Below are 18,167 nucleotides of genomic sequence, written 5' to 3' on the forward strand. Positions count from 1 at the left end.
TAGGAGCACTGGGATGACACCCTCTTGGATGGAAATCAGTGTCAGATAATTTCATGACACCAGTTGTTGTAAACTCACTTTTTCTCGATTTTTTGGTTTATCTTGTCTACCTATTTTGCCACTCTGCTGAACAGATACACTCAACTAATGGTCAATACATCTTCTATTAAAAATTGTACAAATTCATTGCCATTCCAGTAATTCATAGAGATTTTACCCAAAATAGCTTTAACATTACCCTGCATGATAGCAGAGCCAAGATGAGTATTTGCAGAACGAAATGCAATAGCTCTTACCATAACATTATCATCAGCAATAAAACATTTTATATGGTCAACTCCTATAACTTCAGGCTTTCTTATCTTTGCTCCTTGGATAATAAACCTTGGTTCAGGATTTCCAACTCCAAATGGTCCCAAGCGTTGCAATTGATTCCATAAAGACAAATTTATTGCTTTAGCAGTTACTATACTATCAGCTTTTAAAGTTTTCTCATTTATAGAGTTTGAAAATCTTTCAGTAAAAAAATCATGCAAATCATTTATTTTGTCTTCTTTAATTGAAAATCCTGCCGCCATACTATGGCCACCACCTTCAATAATCAAATTTATAAACTTTGCGGAAAGGACTGCAGCACCGATATCAACTCCCAAAATTGATCTACAGCTTGCTTTTCCTATTCCATTATTTAAAGATATCACTACTGTTGGCAAGTGAAACTGCTCCTTTAGACTTGATGCAATTATACCAATTATTCCCTGGTGCCAATTGCCACTTATCATTATAAAATTCGCACCTGATTGGGCAGACTTTTCCGCTTGTGCTGTAGCTTCCAAGAGAGCCTCATTTTCTAACACTTTTCTTGCATTATTCAAATCTATTAATTTTAGCGCGATTGAATGTGCCTCTTCATCATCATCGGTGGAAAGCAACCTTGCACCAAGCGATGCTTCTCCAATTCTTCCTCCAGCATTTATGCACGGTCCAATGCTAAACCCCAACCGCGAAACACTTGGTTTTTCAAGGATTCCCAAAGCATCAAATAAAACACGCAAGCCAACGTTTTTTCTTGTTGACATAACTTTTAATCCTTGTGAGACAAGTGCTCTATTGAGGCCTGTGATCTGCATAACATCACAGACAGTTCCCAGGGCAACCAAATCCAACAGATCAAATAAATCTGGTTCTTTTTTGTTGGTAAAAAATCCTTGCTCACGTAGGCTTTTATTAAGAGCAACAATTAGCAGAAATGACACTCCAACTGCTGCTAGGTTATTATAAGGAGAGCTCTCATCAAGGCGGTTTGGATTCACAACTGCTACGGCGCTTGGTAATTTTTCCGTACCAAGGTGATGGTCAACAACTATAATATCAAGACCAAAAGCCTTTGCATCTTCTATTGGTTGATATGCAAGCGTACCACAATCAACGGAAATACATAAATCAATTCCATTCTTTTTAAGTTGTAATAAAGCATCTGTGTTTAATCCATAACCCTCATCAACACGATCTGGAATGTAGATTATAGAGTGTATATCGATCGCTCTCAGGTACCTGTTAATCAATGCTGACGACGTTGCACCATCAACATCATAGTCACCAAATATTGCAAGGTTTTCATCATTTTTTATTGCCCGTATTATACGAGAAACAGCTTTATCCATATCAAGAAGGTGAAAGGGATCTGGTAATAGCGATCTGATTAGTGGATATAAGAAGTCGCTTGCATTTTCTATGTTAACACCACGAGTAACCAATATTCTTGCTAATATTTCTGGTAACTCAAATCTCTGTGTAAGAGTTAAGATTTGCCTTTGATCTGCTTCTTGCAACTTCCACAATGCATTTGTTATGCTGCGCTTTTCAATTTCAAGTAGCATATTCTTTCTTTGTAAATAAAACTACTTTACCAGAATTTTTAAGCTTGTTCTATAATTGTATTAGACTTCTGCATAACCTAAACTAAGTAGAAAAAAGGTATCATCTAAGTAGCTGACACTGGTCTCCATCCAAGAGGGCAGTAGCCCCTTCGGTGTCATTCCAGCGCGTGACCAGGTCTTTTTAGCTATCATAGGATGACAGAAGCAGACACTCCACTTTGTCGTTCCAGTGCCTCCTTTTTTTGTCATTCCAGTGCCTTGACTATGATGGCTTTGTTGCATCGCTAGCTATGATGGATTAAAGATAAAAAAGGTGGAGAATATCAGTAGCTTATTATTCTGGTATTTATAACAAGAACGGTCAGTGAATACCTAAATTTGAGTAAAAGAAATTTCACTACCACTCACTAATCCGGCTAAAATTCAAGAATTTCAATGCTTTAGCTATTTTCAATAGAATTAAATTTATTAATATAAATAACAAGTTACTATTCTTAAATTTGATCAGATTGATTGCAAAAAAAACAAGATTTTCAATAAGTTGCTTATAATCCTAATTATAGTTAGCCTTTCATAAGTAGCGATGCAACAAAGCCCACTGGGATCCAGGAATTTTATTAAGTTGGTAAGCATAAAAGTGTTATGTAAAATACAACGTTCTTGATGGGATTGCGTGAAATGCTGGATCCCAATGTTTGGGCACTGGGATGACAAAGGAGGACAGTGTCAGCTACTCGGATGACAAAAAAAGGAGCACTGGGATGACATCATCCTTTTTTTGGGGTTCCAGCGTCACGCGCTACCTTCCGTATAAATATTAAAAAATTTACCAAATGAAAAAAAAGGCAAAAGAAGCCCCGTGGTTGGCTAATTACTTACATTATACTTTCAAGTATGGCGTTTTTTTATTCTAAACGCTTAATAACCGCGATTTAGTTGCTTTTAAGCCGCAACTAATCTAAATTATAAACATTAAGAAATTTACTAAACAGAAAAAAAGGCAAAAGAAACCCTAGGGTAGCTAGTTATTCACTATCCATTTTTTAAATCGGCGTTTTTTGATGTTTTAAATGCTTTATAAGCGCATTTCAGCTTATATTAGGTAAAAACCTAGAAATTTTATAAAGACATAAGGTGCACATAGTGCAAAAAATTAAACATGGGACGCCAGATACGTGAGTTTTTTTGTCATTTAATCTGTACAGAGAAGATAAATAAATAGCTTCAGTTTCATGATAAGGGGGCTGGCGGAGTTTGTCAAGGAAGTTTTTTTTGTTTCTATGGGTCAGTTGGTACGCGCTTTGCCTTTTAACAGATGTAAAAGCACAATTATTACGAACAACATTCCACCAACAACTGATATAGCGCCACCTATAATGAAGCACGTGCGTGCTAACATTGATGAAATACTTGGCAGATCTGCAACCTTCCTTAAAGCACCATATCCACCAAGCCACACAAGACCAGTGATATGGAGAAAATGCCCTATACTGTAGGCATAAATCTGTAATCTTACCATGGAACCTTTTATCTCTTTAAAGTTTAATTTGGGTAACAGCCAATAAATGAAATTCATAAAAGCTATAGTGATCCCAACTACAGAACCGTGATAATGAGCGGGAATGGTGACATTTCCTTCAATAGTCAACACTCCGAGCACATCTCCATAAGTGAACAACAAAAATGAATGTAATAAATAGTTGCTTTTATCATTAATAAAAGTTCTGATGTTGCAGCACACTAATATTATCAAAAAGCACGGCAAAACTGCTCCAGCAATCCTCATATGCCAAGTAAAAAACTGTATTAACTTGGCACTATCAACTGGATAAACAAAATATACAAACGGTGCGCCTACAGCTAAAATCGTGTTTATAAATAGTGGTAAAATAGTAATTTTATTGCTTGAAGCTAAACTAACATCACTGATCATTAAATAGACTAAAAACATTCCTTGAGTAAAAGCAAACTGCAATAAATGTCCGCCTCCCCAAAAGAGATATTCGTAAAATAAATTATTATCTGAGTGATATAGACCTGGAGGCATATTATTATATGCTAAAACAAAGCAAAGAAATGACGATACAAGTATAATAACTAGCCCAATTTGCCCAACAGAGAGAAATGAAACCTCTTTTTTTGATGTGTATGCTAGCATTGTATTTACTAATATACTGGCAATAAATAAACTGAGTCCAAACAAAAATAATTTGTTTTGTAACACGGGAATATAATTACTTTTGATAACTTCAGTGTTTGGAACGAATGCGGATATAAACATGAGCAGCATCGAAAGGGTTGATAGAACCCATGAAAAGTTAAACCAACTATTGGTATTTTGTAGGTTTATGATAAAGAGCAGAGATATTATAGAGCACATCCACACTAAAATTGACAAGTTCACGTGTATTACCAGCGCATTATCAAAAATATATTGTGCAGAAGGAACAAGAGAGGAGATAAAAGGCAATCGTAGAAAAATAACAATTATTGACAGTAACCCAGAGCAAGCAAGAGCACATACTGCCAAGAACATCCATTTTCTACAGAGCGGAGCGTTGTCTTGTATATTAAGCACAATCTTTTTTCTCAATTTTGTTCAATACAATATATAACACTGCAATAATACCTAAAACATAGCAATAGTATACGTGTGGCACGACTGCCAAAGGTGAAACTCCAGCAATAGTGCTAGCCAAAAGCAATTGAGCGCCATACGGTATTAATCCTTGAAATACACAAGAAAATATGCCTAGCCATGCTGCACTATAGTGAGGCGGTATTTCATATTTCTTAGCAATATCTCTAGCAATTTCACCACTAAAAATTATAGCGATGGTGTTATTTGCAAGTAAAATATCAAATATGCTGACTATTTTTGCAATAAATAATTGCGCAGTTTTTTGTCCACCACGTTGTATCATAACCCAAGATGAAAGTTTATCTGCAAGCTCCTTAGAATTTTTACCTACCAGTCCTGAAAGCCCGCCAACCATCAATGACAGTAGCATAATTTCATGCATACTCATAAACCCCTTAGTGATGTTTTGGCTTAAAAACAATAAACCATAATTGTTGTTATTTATAAATCCAATGATTCCAGCAAAAGTTATGCTTAAAACCAATGCCGTAAATACATTTATTCCAAAGTTTGCAAGCAATATAAGTATTATGTAAGGAGTCACAAGCAATAAAGAATACTCCTTAACTGAAATAGCAGCACTATTGCTTGAGCTATAAAATAATATAATTATTGTGAATATAGAAGCAATTAGTGCCACTTTTGCATTCAGTTTTAATTTTTTCTTTATATCAGCCTTTTGAGACATCACAGATGCAATTGTAGTATCAGAGATAATAGATAAATTGTCGCCAAACATTGCTCCTCCTACAACGGTTGCAACTCCTAAGGAAGGAGAAATCCCAGCTTGTGTCAGTTCAACTGCAATAGGAGCAATTGTTGCAATGGTGCCCATTGATGTACCAATAGCAGTGGAGATGAAAGCTGCTACAAAAAATAATCCTATGAGTAAAAATTGTGTTGGTATAAATGAAAGAGCCAAATTAACTGTGGCATCAGCACTACCGATTGCTTTAGTTACTTCACTGAATGCACCTGCAAGTAAAAAAATGATGCACATAGTGATAATATTACGATCTCTTACCCCATCTAGAAAGGCATACATTTTTTCTTCAGTATTGCCCTTGTATAAAACCCAACCCAGAGCTATGGCAGGAACAATGGCTACTAGTGGAGATAACTGATAAAAAGCATTTGACACGCCAAGAACAGTAAAATATATGCCGCTTCCTACAAAAAGAAATAGGAACAGTAAAATAGGCAAAAAATTTGTAAAATAAAACATACCTCAGCTCTGATAAACGCAAATCAACTATGATATAATTTATATTATTATAAACCACAGTTGGCACCTTGACCAATGTTTTTCTAGAAAGCAATCCACCAGAAAAGGTTTCCATGAAAAGGACTATTATAATATATCATCTACTTGAATTAAACTGGGAGATAGAATAAGTAAAAAATATGAATGACATAACAACAAAGCAAGTCATATCCTTATGGGATGCACAAGTTGGTGGATTCTTGCCAGATAAAAGAGAAATGGAGATTGATAATATTTTTTTAATCTAATGCTTCAATGTTTCCGACATAGGAAAAGTATCATCTTTACTTTCTATAGAGGAAGGCACACTATTTTGATTATCATCACCATCAATTGGAGTAGTAGGGTGCATTAAAGCAACTTTCATAACTTCATCAATATTCTTAGCAAAAACTACGTTGATCCCCTCTTTGATGCTTGCCGGAATCTCTTGCATATCTTTCTCATTTTCACTTGGTATAATCACAGTTTTGATTGATCCTCTGAGCGCTGCAAGCAATTTTTCTCTTAAGCCCCCAATAGCTAAAACTCTACCACGCAATGTCACTTCGCCTGTCATAGCAACATTTTTGTTAACTGGTATATTCGTCATAAGAGAAACAATAGACGTACATACCGCGCCGCCAGCAGAAGGGCCATCTTTTGGTACTGCACCCTCAGGTACATGTAAATGTATATCATTATTTTGGAATTTTTCGGGCTTTATACCAAAAAACAAACAATTTGATCGAATATAACTATACGCAGCTTTTATAGATTCTTGCATAACCTCTCCAAGCTTTCCTGTGTATTTTATTTCTCCCTTGCCCGGAATTAGGACTGATTCTATCATCAAAATATCACCACCTGTTTCAGTATAGGCGAGCCCAGTTACTATTCCTACTAAACTCTCATTTTCCGCAATGCCAAAGGTATATTTACGTACCCCTAAATAATCTTGTAAATTGTCAACCCCTACGGATATTTTCTTATTTTTATCAGTCAATATTTCTTTAACTGCCTTTCTCATGAGCTTTGCAAGCTCCCTTTCCATACTCCGCACACCACTTTCACGTGTATATAAACGTATCAACTCGTATAACGCCTCATTAGTTATGTCCCATTCCTTCTGATACAAACCATGCTCCTTCTTTAACTTCGGAATAAGGTGGTGTGTAGCAATACTGATTTTTTCATCTTCAGTATACCCGGACAATTGTATAATTTCCATCCTATCACGCAAAGGATGTGGTAAATTTAAGCTGTTTGCCGTAGCTACAAACATTACACTTGAAAGATCAAACTCAACTTCCAAGTAATGATCCGTAAAGTGTTTATTGTGCTCAGTATCTAAAACCTCAAGTAATGCAGATGCAGGATCGCCACGCGAATCAGAACCCATCTTATCTATTTCATCAAGCAGAAAAAGCGGGTTGCATGAATTAGCTTTTTTCATGTGTTGAATGATTTTACCAGGCATTGAGCCAATATAAGTTTTCCTATGCCCTCGTATCTCAGACTCATCACGCACACCACCAAGAGCTATGCGAACAAAATCTCTTCCTACTGCTCTTGCCATAGACTTAGCTAAAGAAGTTTTACCAACACCTGGCGGTCCAACTAAGCAAAGTATAGGACCTTTTATCTCTTTTACTCTTTTTAATACCGCTAAAAATTCTATTATTCTATCTTTTACTTTCTCTATGCCATAATGATTTTCATCTAAGATTTTCTTAGCTGCATTTAAGTTAATTTTTGCATCTTTGTACTTTCCCCATGGCAACTCAAGCAACCAATGCAAGTAACTAGATATAACTGTAGCTTCAGGAGAAATGGGATTCATTTTCTTGTATCTCTTCAAATCAGTTATAGCTTTCTCTCTTGCTTCCTGAGAAAGCTTTGTTTCATTTATCTTTTTTTCAAATTCATTGAGTATATTCCCTTCATCACCATTCTCAAATTCGCCTAATTCTTTCTGTATAGCTTTCAATTGCTCGTTAAGGTAGTAAACTTTCTGAGTGCTTTCAACTTGCGATTTAATTGTCTTATATAAACGGTTTTGTGCGTTCAAAATACTCATTTCTCTCTCAATAAAAGCAAAAGCTTTTTTTAAACGCTCTTCTGGGTCATAAGCCTCAAGTATACTTTGTTTATCTGATACTTTTATATTTAAATGTGAAGCTACCGTGTCTACAAGTTGATCAACTTCTTTGATTTGATCAATGGAGTTAATGGCAACCTCGGGTTGATTTTTCTTGTTTAGCTTACACCAGCTATCGAACGCGTCTACAACAGACCGCCTTAAAGCTTCTAAATCAATATTGTCTTCATCTTCTTTATAATGATTGTCTAACTCTACCCTGGCTTGTAATAAAGTATGAGAGCTAATATATTCTACAACTCTTCCCCTTCTTATCCCCCGGATTATAACTTTTACTGCATTGTCAGGTAATTTTATTAACGGTTGTACAATGCTTGCTAACACACCTACTTCATAAAGATCTTCAGGCTCTGGATTATCAACAGAGCCATCTTTCTGTGCTACAAGAAAAATCTCATTTTGGTGATTACTACTACTTATTGCATACTCTAGTGCATTAACAGATTTTTCTCTGCCTATGAATAAAGGCACCATTATATTTGGAAAAATTACTACATCTCTTAAAGGTAATACTGGCAATGCAGTAAAACTAGAGCTTACAGCACGTTCAATGTTCATAATATATGCCTCAAATTAATCATTAACCGTTATAACATTGCCATTGTTATTATGATTAACCGTTGCTTTTCCTAATTCTACCATTTTCTTAGTGATTACTATAGTGCTACCTTCAAAGCCTCCGTTTCCAGATGTATACATAATGTCAAGCAAAAGTGACTCCAAGATAGCACGTAACATTCTTGCACCTGTTTTGTAGCTTATAGCCTTTTTAGCAATAGCTGATATTGCTTCATCTGAAAACTCAAGGTTTACTTTGCTAAACGCAAGCAATGCTTTGTACTGTTTTATTAGTGCATTCCTTGGCTCTGTCAACACATGTATTAAATCTTCATGATCCAGCTCATCTAAAACAGCAGTTATTGGAACCCGCCCTACAAATTCGGGTATTAAACCGAATTTGATTAAATCTTCAGGTTGAACATCATGTAAAGCATTCTTTTTCTTTTGCTCTTTAGACTGACTTATATCTGCTCCAAAGCCAACTGACGTTCCCTTTTTTCTCGCTTCAATAATTTTATCGAGGCCTTCAAAAGCTCCTCCACAAATAAACAGTATGTTACTAGTATCCACTTGTATAAACTCTTGTTGCGGGTGTTTTCGCCCTCCTTGTGGCGGAACATAAGCAACTGTACCCTCCATAATCTTAAGCAGAGCTTGCTGGACCCCTTCACCTGAAACGTCACGGGTTATTGAAGTGCTTTCAGATTTTCTTGTAATCTTGTCTATTTCATCTATAAACACTATACCACGCTGTGCTTTTACAACGTCATAATTTGCAGCTTGTAATAAACGCGACAACACGCTTTCTACATCATCACCCACATAACCTGCCTCAGTTAAAGTTGTCGCATCAGCCATAGCAAATGGCACATCTGAAACTTTAGCAAGTGTTTTGGCTAGCAAAGTCTTACCAGAACCAGTGGGACCAATAAGCATTATATTTGACTTCTCGATTTCAATATCACTTATAGCATGAAATTGTACCATGGATTGACAATGGTTATACATAGCTACAGATAAAACGTGTTGCGCGTGTTCTTGACCTACAACATGCTTGCTGAGAAAGTTTTTTATATCCTCAGGTTTCTTTAGTAATAGCTTCATATCAGATATACGATCTGAATTAAAAGATCTATCTTTCTTTTGACTTATTGCTTTATGGGATAATTCTATGCACTCATTACAAATAAACACCTTTAAACCATCCGAAGAGTTAGTAATCAATTTATCTACTTCATCTTGCGCCTTGTTGCAAAAAGAACAGTAGTGTAAATCATTATTGTTATCCATTAACCCACCTTTTGTTTAACTTTAATATTTTCAATTTCAATATCTGTACGCTCAGCTATCACCCTGTCAATTAAGCCAATTTTCCTTGCTTCTTCAGGATCCATGAATTTATCTCTTTCCATCATTCCTTCAATTTTCTTCAGTGAATTTCCAGTATGTTTTTCATAAATTTGATTTAGTTTTTTCTTAACTCGCAAAATTTCATTAGCATGTATTTCTATATCAGTTGCTTGACCATGATAACCACCAGATGGCTGATGTATCATAATTCTTGAATGAGGTAGAGAGTAGCGCTTACCTTTTGTACCAGCTGCAAGCAATAAAGAACCCATAGACGCAGCTTGACCTATACATAAAGTTGAAACGTCTGGGTTTATATACTGCATTGTATCGTAGATCGACAAACCAGCAGTTACAACACCACCTGGTGAGTTGATGTACATACAAATGTCTTTATCGGGATTTTCCGATTCTAAAAATAAAAGCTGTGCTACTATTACACTGGCCATATTGTCTTCAATAGGACCTGTTACAAAAATTATTCTTTCTTTCACTAGTCTTGAATATATGTCATAAGCGCGCTCACCGCGACTAGTTTGTTCAACTACAATTGGTATAAGAGTCATACCTTTTCCTATTAAATATTATCAAATAATTCCTTTAATTCTTTCACAGAAACAATCTGCTCTTCTTTACTAACTTTTTCTATTATATAATCTGTCACTTTATACTCAAGCGCTTGCCCTCTAACTAATTCTTGAAATTGTTTATTTGATTCAAAATGCTTAATTACTCTGTCAAATTGCACATCTTTACTGACATATTGATTTACAATAACACTCAAAACATCATTTTGAGTTAATGATATTTTATGTTCTGCACTAAATTTCATAAATAACATAGCAAGCTTTACACGTTTTTCAGCTTCTTTACGAGAATCATTTTGAGCACCCAATTCTCCTTCCATTCTTTGTTGCTCCTGTTTTACTATGTCTGTGGGTAAATCAAAACTATAATTAGCATCCAAATAATCAAACAGCTCCTTTTTAATTAAGAGATTTCTCATTTCGGTGCACTGATCACCAATCATTTTTTTTGCATGATTTATTAGCAAAGAATAATCTTTAAACCCAATACTCTTAGCTATTTCATCATCATTTTCAAAATCTTTGGCAATTTGAATCTCATTAACTCGCACAGAAAAATCAGCTTCCTGTCCTGCAAGGGAAATGGCTTGGTAATTTTCAGGAAATTTCAACTTAAAGTTCTTTGTTTCTCCCTTTTTCATACCAGTTAATTGATCTTCAAAACCATTAATAAATGTGCCAGACCCTAAATTAACGGCAAAATCTTTGCTACTTCCACCTTGAAAGAGCTTATTCCTAATCCGCCCTTCAAAATCAATTATCAATTTATCCCCATCTTTCGCTTGATAAGAAGCATCATCAACAGAGGCAAAATTGGGGAACTTTGTTTTGATAGAATCAATAAATTCTTTTATATCTTCCTCTTCAATCTTTGCTTCAATTTTCTTTAAGTTTATTTTGTCAAGATCTATCATCGGTACTTCAGGCATCGACTCAAAAGATAGCTTGTATACAAAATTGCCCTCCTCATTTTCTTTGCCCAGATCTGGTAATGATATAACATCAACCTTAGGATAAATGTGAGACTTGACTTCAATTTTTTTCATCAAATCACTTGAGCAATAATCAATTGTATTATTTATCACATATTCCAAAGCCTCGTTTTTATAATTTGCAACAACAAGGTCATAGGGCATCTTTCCAGCCCTAAATCCAGGTGATTTTGCATTTTCTGCTATCTCTTGCAACCTGGAATTTACCTTTTGTTTTATATAATCACTACCAACTGTGATTTCATACTCATACTTTAGTTTATCTATACTAAGCTCTTTGTAGGTATATACGCTATTTACTTCGACTGTATTTTGAGGTATATTATTAGACATCATAATTCATTTATTAACATTTTAATTCATATCTTAATAGAGTCATTTTACCAGAATTTAAGTTAAACACAATCCTTAAGAACAGGTTTTTACACAAACAAAAGTGTATTTAGTGATTATAAATTTTCCCTTAAAACCTAAGTTACATGACTTTAAAGTGCGGATAGAGGGACTTGAACCCCCACGAGCAAGCTCACCAGGACCTAAACCTGGCACGTCTACCAATTCCGCCATATCCGCAAGAAATTTTCAGTACCCTATTATAGGTATTCCATTAAAAATATTCAAGGTTTAAAGTCTTACTTAATTTATGGTATTTACACAATCAAAAAAGCTTATTAACATTTCTTAATGAAAGCTCTAAACCATGAAAATCAATAATGAGATTAATAACAAGCTTCTTACTCGCAATTTTTTTGATTACACAAAGTGGTTGCACAACCCTTATAATAGGTGGTGTGGTGGCTACAGCGACAGCAACAGCAATAACAATGCAGGACAAATCCTTGGGAAATATCATTGATGATACGACTATGGTCATCAGAATTAATAAGGGGCTCTTAAAACATGGGCTATTTTCATCCATAAAGGTTAAAGTAAGTGAAGGAAGAGTATTGCTCATTGGAAGTGTTGACACTCCTGAAAAACAACTTACAGCAGAAAAAATAGCTTGGCAGCAAAAAGAAATTAAAGAAGTGATAAATGAAATAAGAGTAATACCAATTCAAATGGCTTCCATGCTAGACACCACTGTAGATGGCATGATAACAGCGGAAATAAGAACAAGACTCCTGGGAAAAAGAAATATTAAGTCAATTAATTATAGCGTTAATACGGTTGATAGAGTTGTTTATTTGATGGGTATAGCCCAAAATAAAGCGGAATTAAAAGCTGTAATAGCAATTGCAAGAAAAGTAAAGGGAGTAAAACAAGTTGTAAGTTATGTACGATACAGGTACAGTAAGTTACGCCATTAGGCAAAAATCGCTTTCAAATTATAACATTTGTACAGTTGTGACAATAGGTAGAGAACATAAATGAAAATTGCCTTTCAGATGGATGAAAATATAAATTTTGAAACTGACACTACATTCGTGCTAATAAAGGAAGCACAAAGGAGGAAGCACGAAGTTTTTGTCTATGCTCCTAACAATTTAGCACTAAAGCTAAACCATCCAATTGCTCTGGCTCAGAAAGTCAGCGTTGATGATTTTAGTTTTATCTCTAAAGAGGATGTAGCAATCAACTTGAATGAAATGGACATCATATTTATCAGACAGGATCCACCCTTTGATATGCGTTATATTACAACAACATATATCTTAGAAAAAACCAGCGCATTGGTAATTAACAATCCAACAGAAATAAGAAATTGTCCTGAAAAATTGATAACTTCATTATTTCCAGAGCTAATTCCGCCAACTTTGATTACTGAAAATATATCAATGATTAGAGATTTCTACTACAACTATCAAGATATTATTCTGAAGCCATTGTATAGTTATGGAGGAAACGATGTGATAAGAATACAAGATGAGAATAGTATTCAAGTAGTAGTGGATCTCATGATAGCAAAATACGAATGCCCTGTGATTGCACAATCATTTTGTAAAAACATAGATAAAGATAAAAGAATATTGCTACTTTATGGCCAACCAATTGGTGTAATGAAACGAATTCCAAAAATCAGTGGAGAGATCAGAACAAACATGCGACTTGGAGCAAGTTTTGAGCCCGCTCAAATGAACGATAGAAACAATGAAATATGTAACAAAATTGGTCCTGAATTAAAGAAAAGAGGGCTAATATTTGTTGGTATTGATATTATAGATGACTTCCTGCTCGAAATTAACACAACTTCACCCACGGGAGTAGTTTATATCAATAAATTGTATAATATATCGCTAGAAAAGGATCTTTGGGACGTGTTTGAAGAAAAAGCAAGCAGCCATCAACTAAACCTGTGAACAATCACCTTAACAAACTCAGTAGTCCCATTCTTTATCCCTGTTTTTTCTGTACTATTGGTCATATCACGCAATTTTTGAGAATTATTTAATAGATCAAATAGTACCTCTGTTAGATTTTTTTTTGCTTCACTATTCTGCTCAACTATTATAGCTGCTCTCGAGTCTTCAATATATTTTGCGTTATAAAATTGGTGATTATCTTTTGAGTAAGGGTAAGGAATATATATAGCAGAACGCCTAGCAAGAGTGATCTCTGCTATTGAAGTTGCTCCTGCTCTGCTAATTACCAAGTGAGCATTGGCCAGTCTATTCTCCATATCATCAAAAAATTCACTCAATTCACAATCGATCTTTTCACTTTTGTATAGACTTTTGACCTTGTTTACATTTTTCTTCGTACATTGCTGCGTCACTCTAATTTTCTTTTTCATTTTAATAGGTAAATCACAAATTACGCTGCTTACTACATCATCAAAAAAATTTGCACCTTGGCTGCCTGCTATGACCAATATATTTAGGATTTTCTCAGTGCTAGAATGGCTCTGTGCTTTTATATCAACAAAATTTCCTGTAAAAATACATTTATTGCCCTCTGCATATTTAGTCTCCGGAAAGCTGGTTGCAATTAATTTTGCACTCTTGAAAAAGAATCTATTTACTCTCCCTAAAACTGTGTTTTGTTCATGTAAAATTATAGGTATAGAAAGAACTCTTGCTGCAAGAAGAGTTGGAAAAGAAGCATAGCTACCAAAACCAATGACCGATTTTGGTTTTAATTTTCTTACTTGATACAGTGCTAACATAGAGCTGTATATCAAGAAAAGGAAAAACTTAAATTTGTTGCTGCTTGGTCTACGTAATGGTAAGGTGTAGCTTTCTATGTCGGTATTTTTATTTGTTTTTTTATCAGTGAATAATATGCAATTGTATCCTTGTGTCTTTAGTGCTTTTGCTAAAGCTATGGCCGGAAAGATATGCCCACCTGTGCCACCTGTTGCTAAAATAATATCCATCTGTAAATAATAAATCCTAGATTGTTAACTGTTATTTAACAATTTGCACGTAGAATTTTATTAAGCGTTATGATAGTTGAGTTAAAAATGCCTAAAAGTAATAGTAAAAAAGAACCTAATGAGAAAAATAAACCTCAAGAACAAAGAGAAGGCAGAAGCGGAGGTTTTTTAGAACTGCTAAAAAATATAATAAAAATTCTTTTCAATTCGGTCGTTGACCTACCTGAGCACGAGCAGCATAATAAAATGAAAAGCACTAATCTACAACAAGGTTTGGATACTAAAGGAAAAGGCCCAGAAGATCTTCATCCAAAGGCAAAGCTTGAAGTTAAAGAAGCAGCTAAGGGATTGAAAGAAGAGTTACAGAATTCTGATGCTGGTGGTAATCAATCTATTGAAACTAAAGTGCCTAATCAAACTACTACTCAAGACATTGACAACTCTAAAACGATGGAACGTTAGTTCAACTATTTAACATCTGCAGCAAGCACTGATTCATGTATCATCTCTGAAATGGTTGGATGAGGAAAAATCGTAGATTTTATGTCGAAGTCTGTTCCTTCTAGTTGCTTTGCAAGAGCAAAATTGCTAATTAACTCCGTTACTTCTGCACCTATCATGTGGCTACCCAGAATTTCTCCGGTTTTTTTATCTATAATCGTTTTCACTAACCCTTCAGTTTCACTGAGTGCAACAGACTTACCATTAAAATTAGAGTGAAATTTTCCTATTTTTATATCATACCCACCTTTTATTGCCTGTTCCTCAGTAAGGCCGATGCTCGCTATTTGTGGATGAGAATAAGTGCAATTTGGTATGCATTCTTTTTTTAACGCATGAGCATTTTTACCAGCAATCTTTTCAATGCAGATCACGGCTTCATGGCTCGCTTTATGTGCTAAACATGGTGGGCCAGCTACATCACCTATTGCATACACATTTGATTCACTAGTTTCATACCATTCATTCGTTTCAATAAAGCCAGAAGGGCTTAATTTAATTTTTGTATTTTCTAAACCTATATTTTCAATATTTGCTTGAATTCCAACCGCAACAATCACCTTATCAAATTCTTTGCTTTCACCACTACTTAGTAGCACTTGAGCAGAGTCTTTACTTTTAGTAAGAGCTTTTACGCTACTGTTTGTATATATTTTTATCCCCTGTTTTGTGAATATTTCTTGTGCTAAATCTGAAATGTCCTTATCCTCCAGCGGCAAAATAGTGCTCTTTATCTCTATGATTGTTACATCAACCCCCAAAGTACTATAAAAACTTGCAAATTCTATTCCAATTGCACCAGACCCTATAATTAGTAGCGATTTTGGTAATCTCTCTGGAGTCATAGCGTGCTGCGCATTCCATATTAAATCTCCATCTGCCTCTATTCCAGGCAGATTCCGTGCCCTCACGCCTGTTGCTAAAATGATATGCTTGGAAACAATTTCTTGTTCTTCCTTATCGCTAACGACTTTTATAGTACCATTGCCTGCAAGTTTACCAAAACCTTGATGAACTTTGATATTATTTTTTTTCATCAAATATGCAACACCGCTTGACAATTTATCAACAACGTTTCTTGAGTATTTCACTATTGATTGTATATCAAAATTCGCTCCCTTTACTTCTATACCAAACTCTTTTGATCTTTTTATTAGCCTATAAACCTCAGATGCTCTAAGCAGTGATTTTGTTGGTATACATCCCCAATTTAAGCATATACCGCCTAAATTTTTTTCTTTTTCCACAATTGCAGTTTTAAACCCAAGCTGTGCCGCCCTAATTGCCGCTATATAACCACCAGGACCGCTACCTATAACCGTAATATCATACTCATTCATCAGTTTTCTTCGTATTCAAAAAGATTATATATAACAGATGGAACCCATACAATCAATGGTCTGTCATCTACCGTCTTAAGAGTCAAGATAAAAGTTGTTATTTTTTATCATGGCATTTAAACAAACGATAATTTTTCTCATGACAGCAACTAATGCAACCTTAGCAGCTTTGCCAGAATCAACCAAACGCTGATAAAACGCTTTCATTTTTCTGTTGTGGCGCATAGCAACAAGAGCTGACATGTATAGTGCTTTCCTTGCATAAAACCTGCCTCCTTTGATTTGAGCTTTGCCAACTTTTCTTCCACTTTCACTAGTTTTAGGTGCAACTCCAACTAAGCATGCAATTTCTCTATTCTCTAATCTACCAAGCTCAGGCACCTCTGTCAGTAGAACGCTCGCCGTCTTTGACCAATACCTTTATAGCTGATTAAAAGCTCATTTTTTCCTTTCAATTCAGGGTCAGAATCTATTGTGTCTTCTATGTCTTGCCTAATTTCTTTCAATTGTTTTTCAGCAAACCCTATCTGTCTTTCTATGTATTCTCTAGCTTTTCCCGTCGCACTTTGCAGGCGACACTTGTTTGCATGAATTGCATCATTTAAATTACGCTCAACTGCCCCCAGCTCCTTTAATTCCTCTTGCTTTTGTGAAATTATACATCCTTTTACTTCACCGTCTTTACTGACAAATTCAGCGTATTTTTCCAGTAATTTAGCATCTAACTTGTCAGTTTTTGCAAAATGATTGCAAGCTTTGGCAAATGCATATACCCGATTCGGGTGAGCTTTATGGACAGTTATCTTGCAACAATTTTATAATGAGCTTTTCATAGCCACCAGTTTACATATAACTTGATGGGTAAATCGACTATATTTGTTTCTATAAACTTAGATATAGCATCACTCACGTTTGCTATGCGCTTATGCTTGCCATTAATTGAGATGTCCAATGCTTCCTTGGAAACATCTACTCCCATGAAAATTATTCTAGCCATTTTTGTACCTATAAATATAATCAAACAATAATGCAAAATGCTGTATACAGGATTGTAATTCGATCTTTTAGATCCACCTACCGTTCGTACTACATTTTGCTTTAAGCCTTACTATTACCCACAAATAAAAACATAATATTGTATTTACTCAAATAATTTAATTTTATTAACCTGAAAGCTTATTAGACTAAAATTATTAAACTAAGAGTTATAATTTTAGCAACTAAAAGCTGTAAATTGCACCATATAAACAGTTATTTCAAGCAAAAGTTATGCCATTAAGAGCTATGCAACAAACATTTATATTTGTGGGTAATAGTAAGATCTAAATCCGATAGAGCATTGTTGGCACACCATCAAAAGTCGCCTCAGACCTCTAATGCATCAATGTACAAACTTACACCTTTTAGTTGGTAATACCATTTTAGACGTTTATCATTCGTTTTAGAAAATACTATAGTAGCGGAATGACGAATTTTTGTTTTTCAAATTGTCAGTAAATCTAAGTCAGTTTAGCTATATAAAACATAGTATAAAAAGAGCTATTTTAGCAAAATTTTAAACAAATAAAGTTAATTACTTCACAATTGATACCTTA

General features: G+C 34.9%; 15 protein-coding genes, 1 tRNA gene and 1 pseudogene. 4 read left to right on the forward strand and 13 right to left on the reverse strand.

What is annotated here, in order from left to right; genetic code table 11:
* Window positions 1–140 precede the first annotated feature (140 nt).
* From recJ to ABWU32_RS04980, 3 genes are all read right to left on the reverse strand, one after another.
* Window positions 141–1,880 carry a single-stranded-DNA-specific exonuclease RecJ gene (gene recJ, locus ABWU32_RS04970; RefSeq protein WP_353278432.1) on the reverse strand — a complete coding sequence of 580 codons (1,740 nt, stop codon included), beginning with the start codon at window positions 1,878–1,880 and terminating at the stop codon, window positions 141–143.
* A gap of 60 nt (window positions 1,881–1,940) precedes the next feature.
* On the reverse strand, window positions 1,941–2,162 hold the full coding sequence (locus ABWU32_RS04975) for a hypothetical protein (RefSeq protein WP_041573526.1): 222 nt from the start codon (window positions 2,160–2,162) through the stop codon (window positions 1,941–1,943).
* A gap of 1,003 nt (window positions 2,163–3,165) precedes the next feature.
* Complete coding sequence (locus tag ABWU32_RS04980) at window positions 3,166–4,377, reverse strand: cbb3-type cytochrome c oxidase subunit I (RefSeq protein WP_265028061.1); 1,212 nt, start codon at window positions 4,375–4,377, stop codon at window positions 3,166–3,168.
* On the opposite strand from ABWU32_RS04980, the gene ABWU32_RS04985 reads away from it, so the two are divergent.
* Window positions 4,289–4,495 carry a hypothetical protein gene (locus ABWU32_RS04985; RefSeq protein WP_236718462.1) on the forward strand — a complete coding sequence of 69 codons (207 nt, stop codon included), beginning with the start codon at window positions 4,289–4,291 and terminating at the stop codon, window positions 4,493–4,495. The two genes, ABWU32_RS04980 and ABWU32_RS04985, sit on opposite strands and share 89 nt — an antisense overlap.
* On the opposite strand, the gene ABWU32_RS04990 is transcribed toward ABWU32_RS04985, so the two are convergent.
* The 6 genes from ABWU32_RS04990 to ABWU32_RS05015 all read right to left on the reverse strand — a co-directional run bounded on the left by ABWU32_RS04990 (window position 4,451) and on the right by ABWU32_RS05015 (window position 11,988).
* Complete coding sequence (locus ABWU32_RS04990; RefSeq protein ID WP_141456953.1) at window positions 4,451–5,746, reverse strand: Na+/H+ antiporter NhaC family protein; 1,296 nt, start codon at window positions 5,744–5,746, stop codon at window positions 4,451–4,453. The genes ABWU32_RS04985 and ABWU32_RS04990 overlap by 45 nt on opposite strands.
* 283 nt (window positions 5,747–6,029) lie before the next feature.
* Entirely contained in the window at window positions 6,030–8,483 is a 2,454-nt protein-coding gene (lon, locus tag ABWU32_RS04995) for an endopeptidase La (protein ID WP_141456951.1), read from the reverse strand.
* A gap of 15 nt (window positions 8,484–8,498) precedes the next feature.
* The gene (gene clpX / locus ABWU32_RS05000; RefSeq protein WP_006279985.1) at window positions 8,499–9,776 is read right to left on the reverse strand and encodes an ATP-dependent Clp protease ATP-binding subunit ClpX; all 1,278 of its coding nucleotides are present in this window, start codon (window positions 9,774–9,776) and stop codon (window positions 8,499–8,501) included.
* Window positions 9,776–10,402 carry an ATP-dependent Clp endopeptidase proteolytic subunit ClpP gene (gene clpP / locus ABWU32_RS05005; RefSeq protein ID WP_006280254.1) on the reverse strand — a complete coding sequence of 209 codons (627 nt, stop codon included), beginning with the start codon at window positions 10,400–10,402 and terminating at the stop codon, window positions 9,776–9,778. The genes clpX and clpP overlap by 1 nt, the downstream gene beginning before the upstream one ends.
* Window positions 10,403–10,413: 11 nt before the next feature.
* On the reverse strand, window positions 10,414–11,748 hold the full coding sequence (gene tig, locus ABWU32_RS05010) for a trigger factor (RefSeq protein ID WP_353278959.1): 1,335 nt from the start codon (window positions 11,746–11,748) through the stop codon (window positions 10,414–10,416).
* A 158-nt stretch (window positions 11,749–11,906) separates the two neighbouring features.
* A tRNA-Leu gene (locus ABWU32_RS05015) sits at window positions 11,907–11,988 on the reverse strand.
* Between the two features lie 140 nt (window positions 11,989–12,128).
* Here ABWU32_RS05015 and ABWU32_RS05020 point away from each other — a divergent pair.
* Together ABWU32_RS05020 and gshB are read left to right on the forward strand one after the other, a co-directional pair.
* The gene (locus tag ABWU32_RS05020; RefSeq protein WP_006279461.1) at window positions 12,129–12,725 is read left to right on the forward strand and encodes a BON domain-containing protein; all 597 of its coding nucleotides are present in this window, start codon (window positions 12,129–12,131) and stop codon (window positions 12,723–12,725) included.
* A gap of 60 nt (window positions 12,726–12,785) precedes the next feature.
* Window positions 12,786–13,715, forward strand: coding sequence for a glutathione synthase (gshB, locus tag ABWU32_RS05025; RefSeq protein WP_015589118.1), 930 nt, complete (start codon window positions 12,786–12,788; stop codon window positions 13,713–13,715).
* Here gshB and murG read toward each other — a convergent pair.
* The gene (murG, locus tag ABWU32_RS05030) at window positions 13,700–14,731 is read right to left on the reverse strand and encodes an undecaprenyldiphospho-muramoylpentapeptide beta-N-acetylglucosaminyltransferase (protein WP_015589119.1); all 1,032 of its coding nucleotides are present in this window, start codon (window positions 14,729–14,731) and stop codon (window positions 13,700–13,702) included. The genes gshB and murG overlap by 16 nt on opposite strands.
* Window positions 14,732–14,800: 69 nt before the next feature.
* On the opposite strand from murG, the gene ABWU32_RS05035 reads away from it, so the two are divergent.
* A complete protein-coding gene (locus ABWU32_RS05035; RefSeq protein ID WP_006279962.1) occupies window positions 14,801–15,193 on the forward strand; it encodes a hypothetical protein in 393 nt (130 codons plus the stop codon).
* A gap of 5 nt (window positions 15,194–15,198) precedes the next feature.
* On the opposite strand, the gene lpdA is transcribed toward ABWU32_RS05035, so the two are convergent.
* From lpdA to ABWU32_RS05050, 3 genes and pseudogenes are all read right to left on the reverse strand, one after another.
* Window positions 15,199–16,572 (reverse strand): dihydrolipoyl dehydrogenase, encoded by a 1,374-nt coding sequence (lpdA, locus tag ABWU32_RS05040; RefSeq protein ID WP_015589121.1) that lies wholly within the window; start codon window positions 16,570–16,572, stop codon window positions 15,199–15,201.
* Between the two features lie 75 nt (window positions 16,573–16,647).
* Window positions 16,648–16,968 (reverse strand): annotated as a pseudogene (locus ABWU32_RS05045) (transposase); the annotation flags it as partial.
* 433 nt (window positions 16,969–17,401) lie between these two features.
* Window positions 17,402–17,569: a hypothetical protein gene (locus ABWU32_RS05050; RefSeq protein WP_153296805.1), complete on the reverse strand. Its 168-nt coding sequence runs from the start codon at window positions 17,567–17,569 to the stop codon at window positions 17,402–17,404.
* Window positions 17,570–18,167: the final 598 nt, after the last annotated feature.

Source organism: Wolbachia endosymbiont (group A) of Udea olivalis (assembly GCF_964028365.1).
Taxonomy (GTDB): domain Bacteria; phylum Pseudomonadota; class Alphaproteobacteria; order Rickettsiales; family Anaplasmataceae; genus Wolbachia; species Wolbachia pipientis.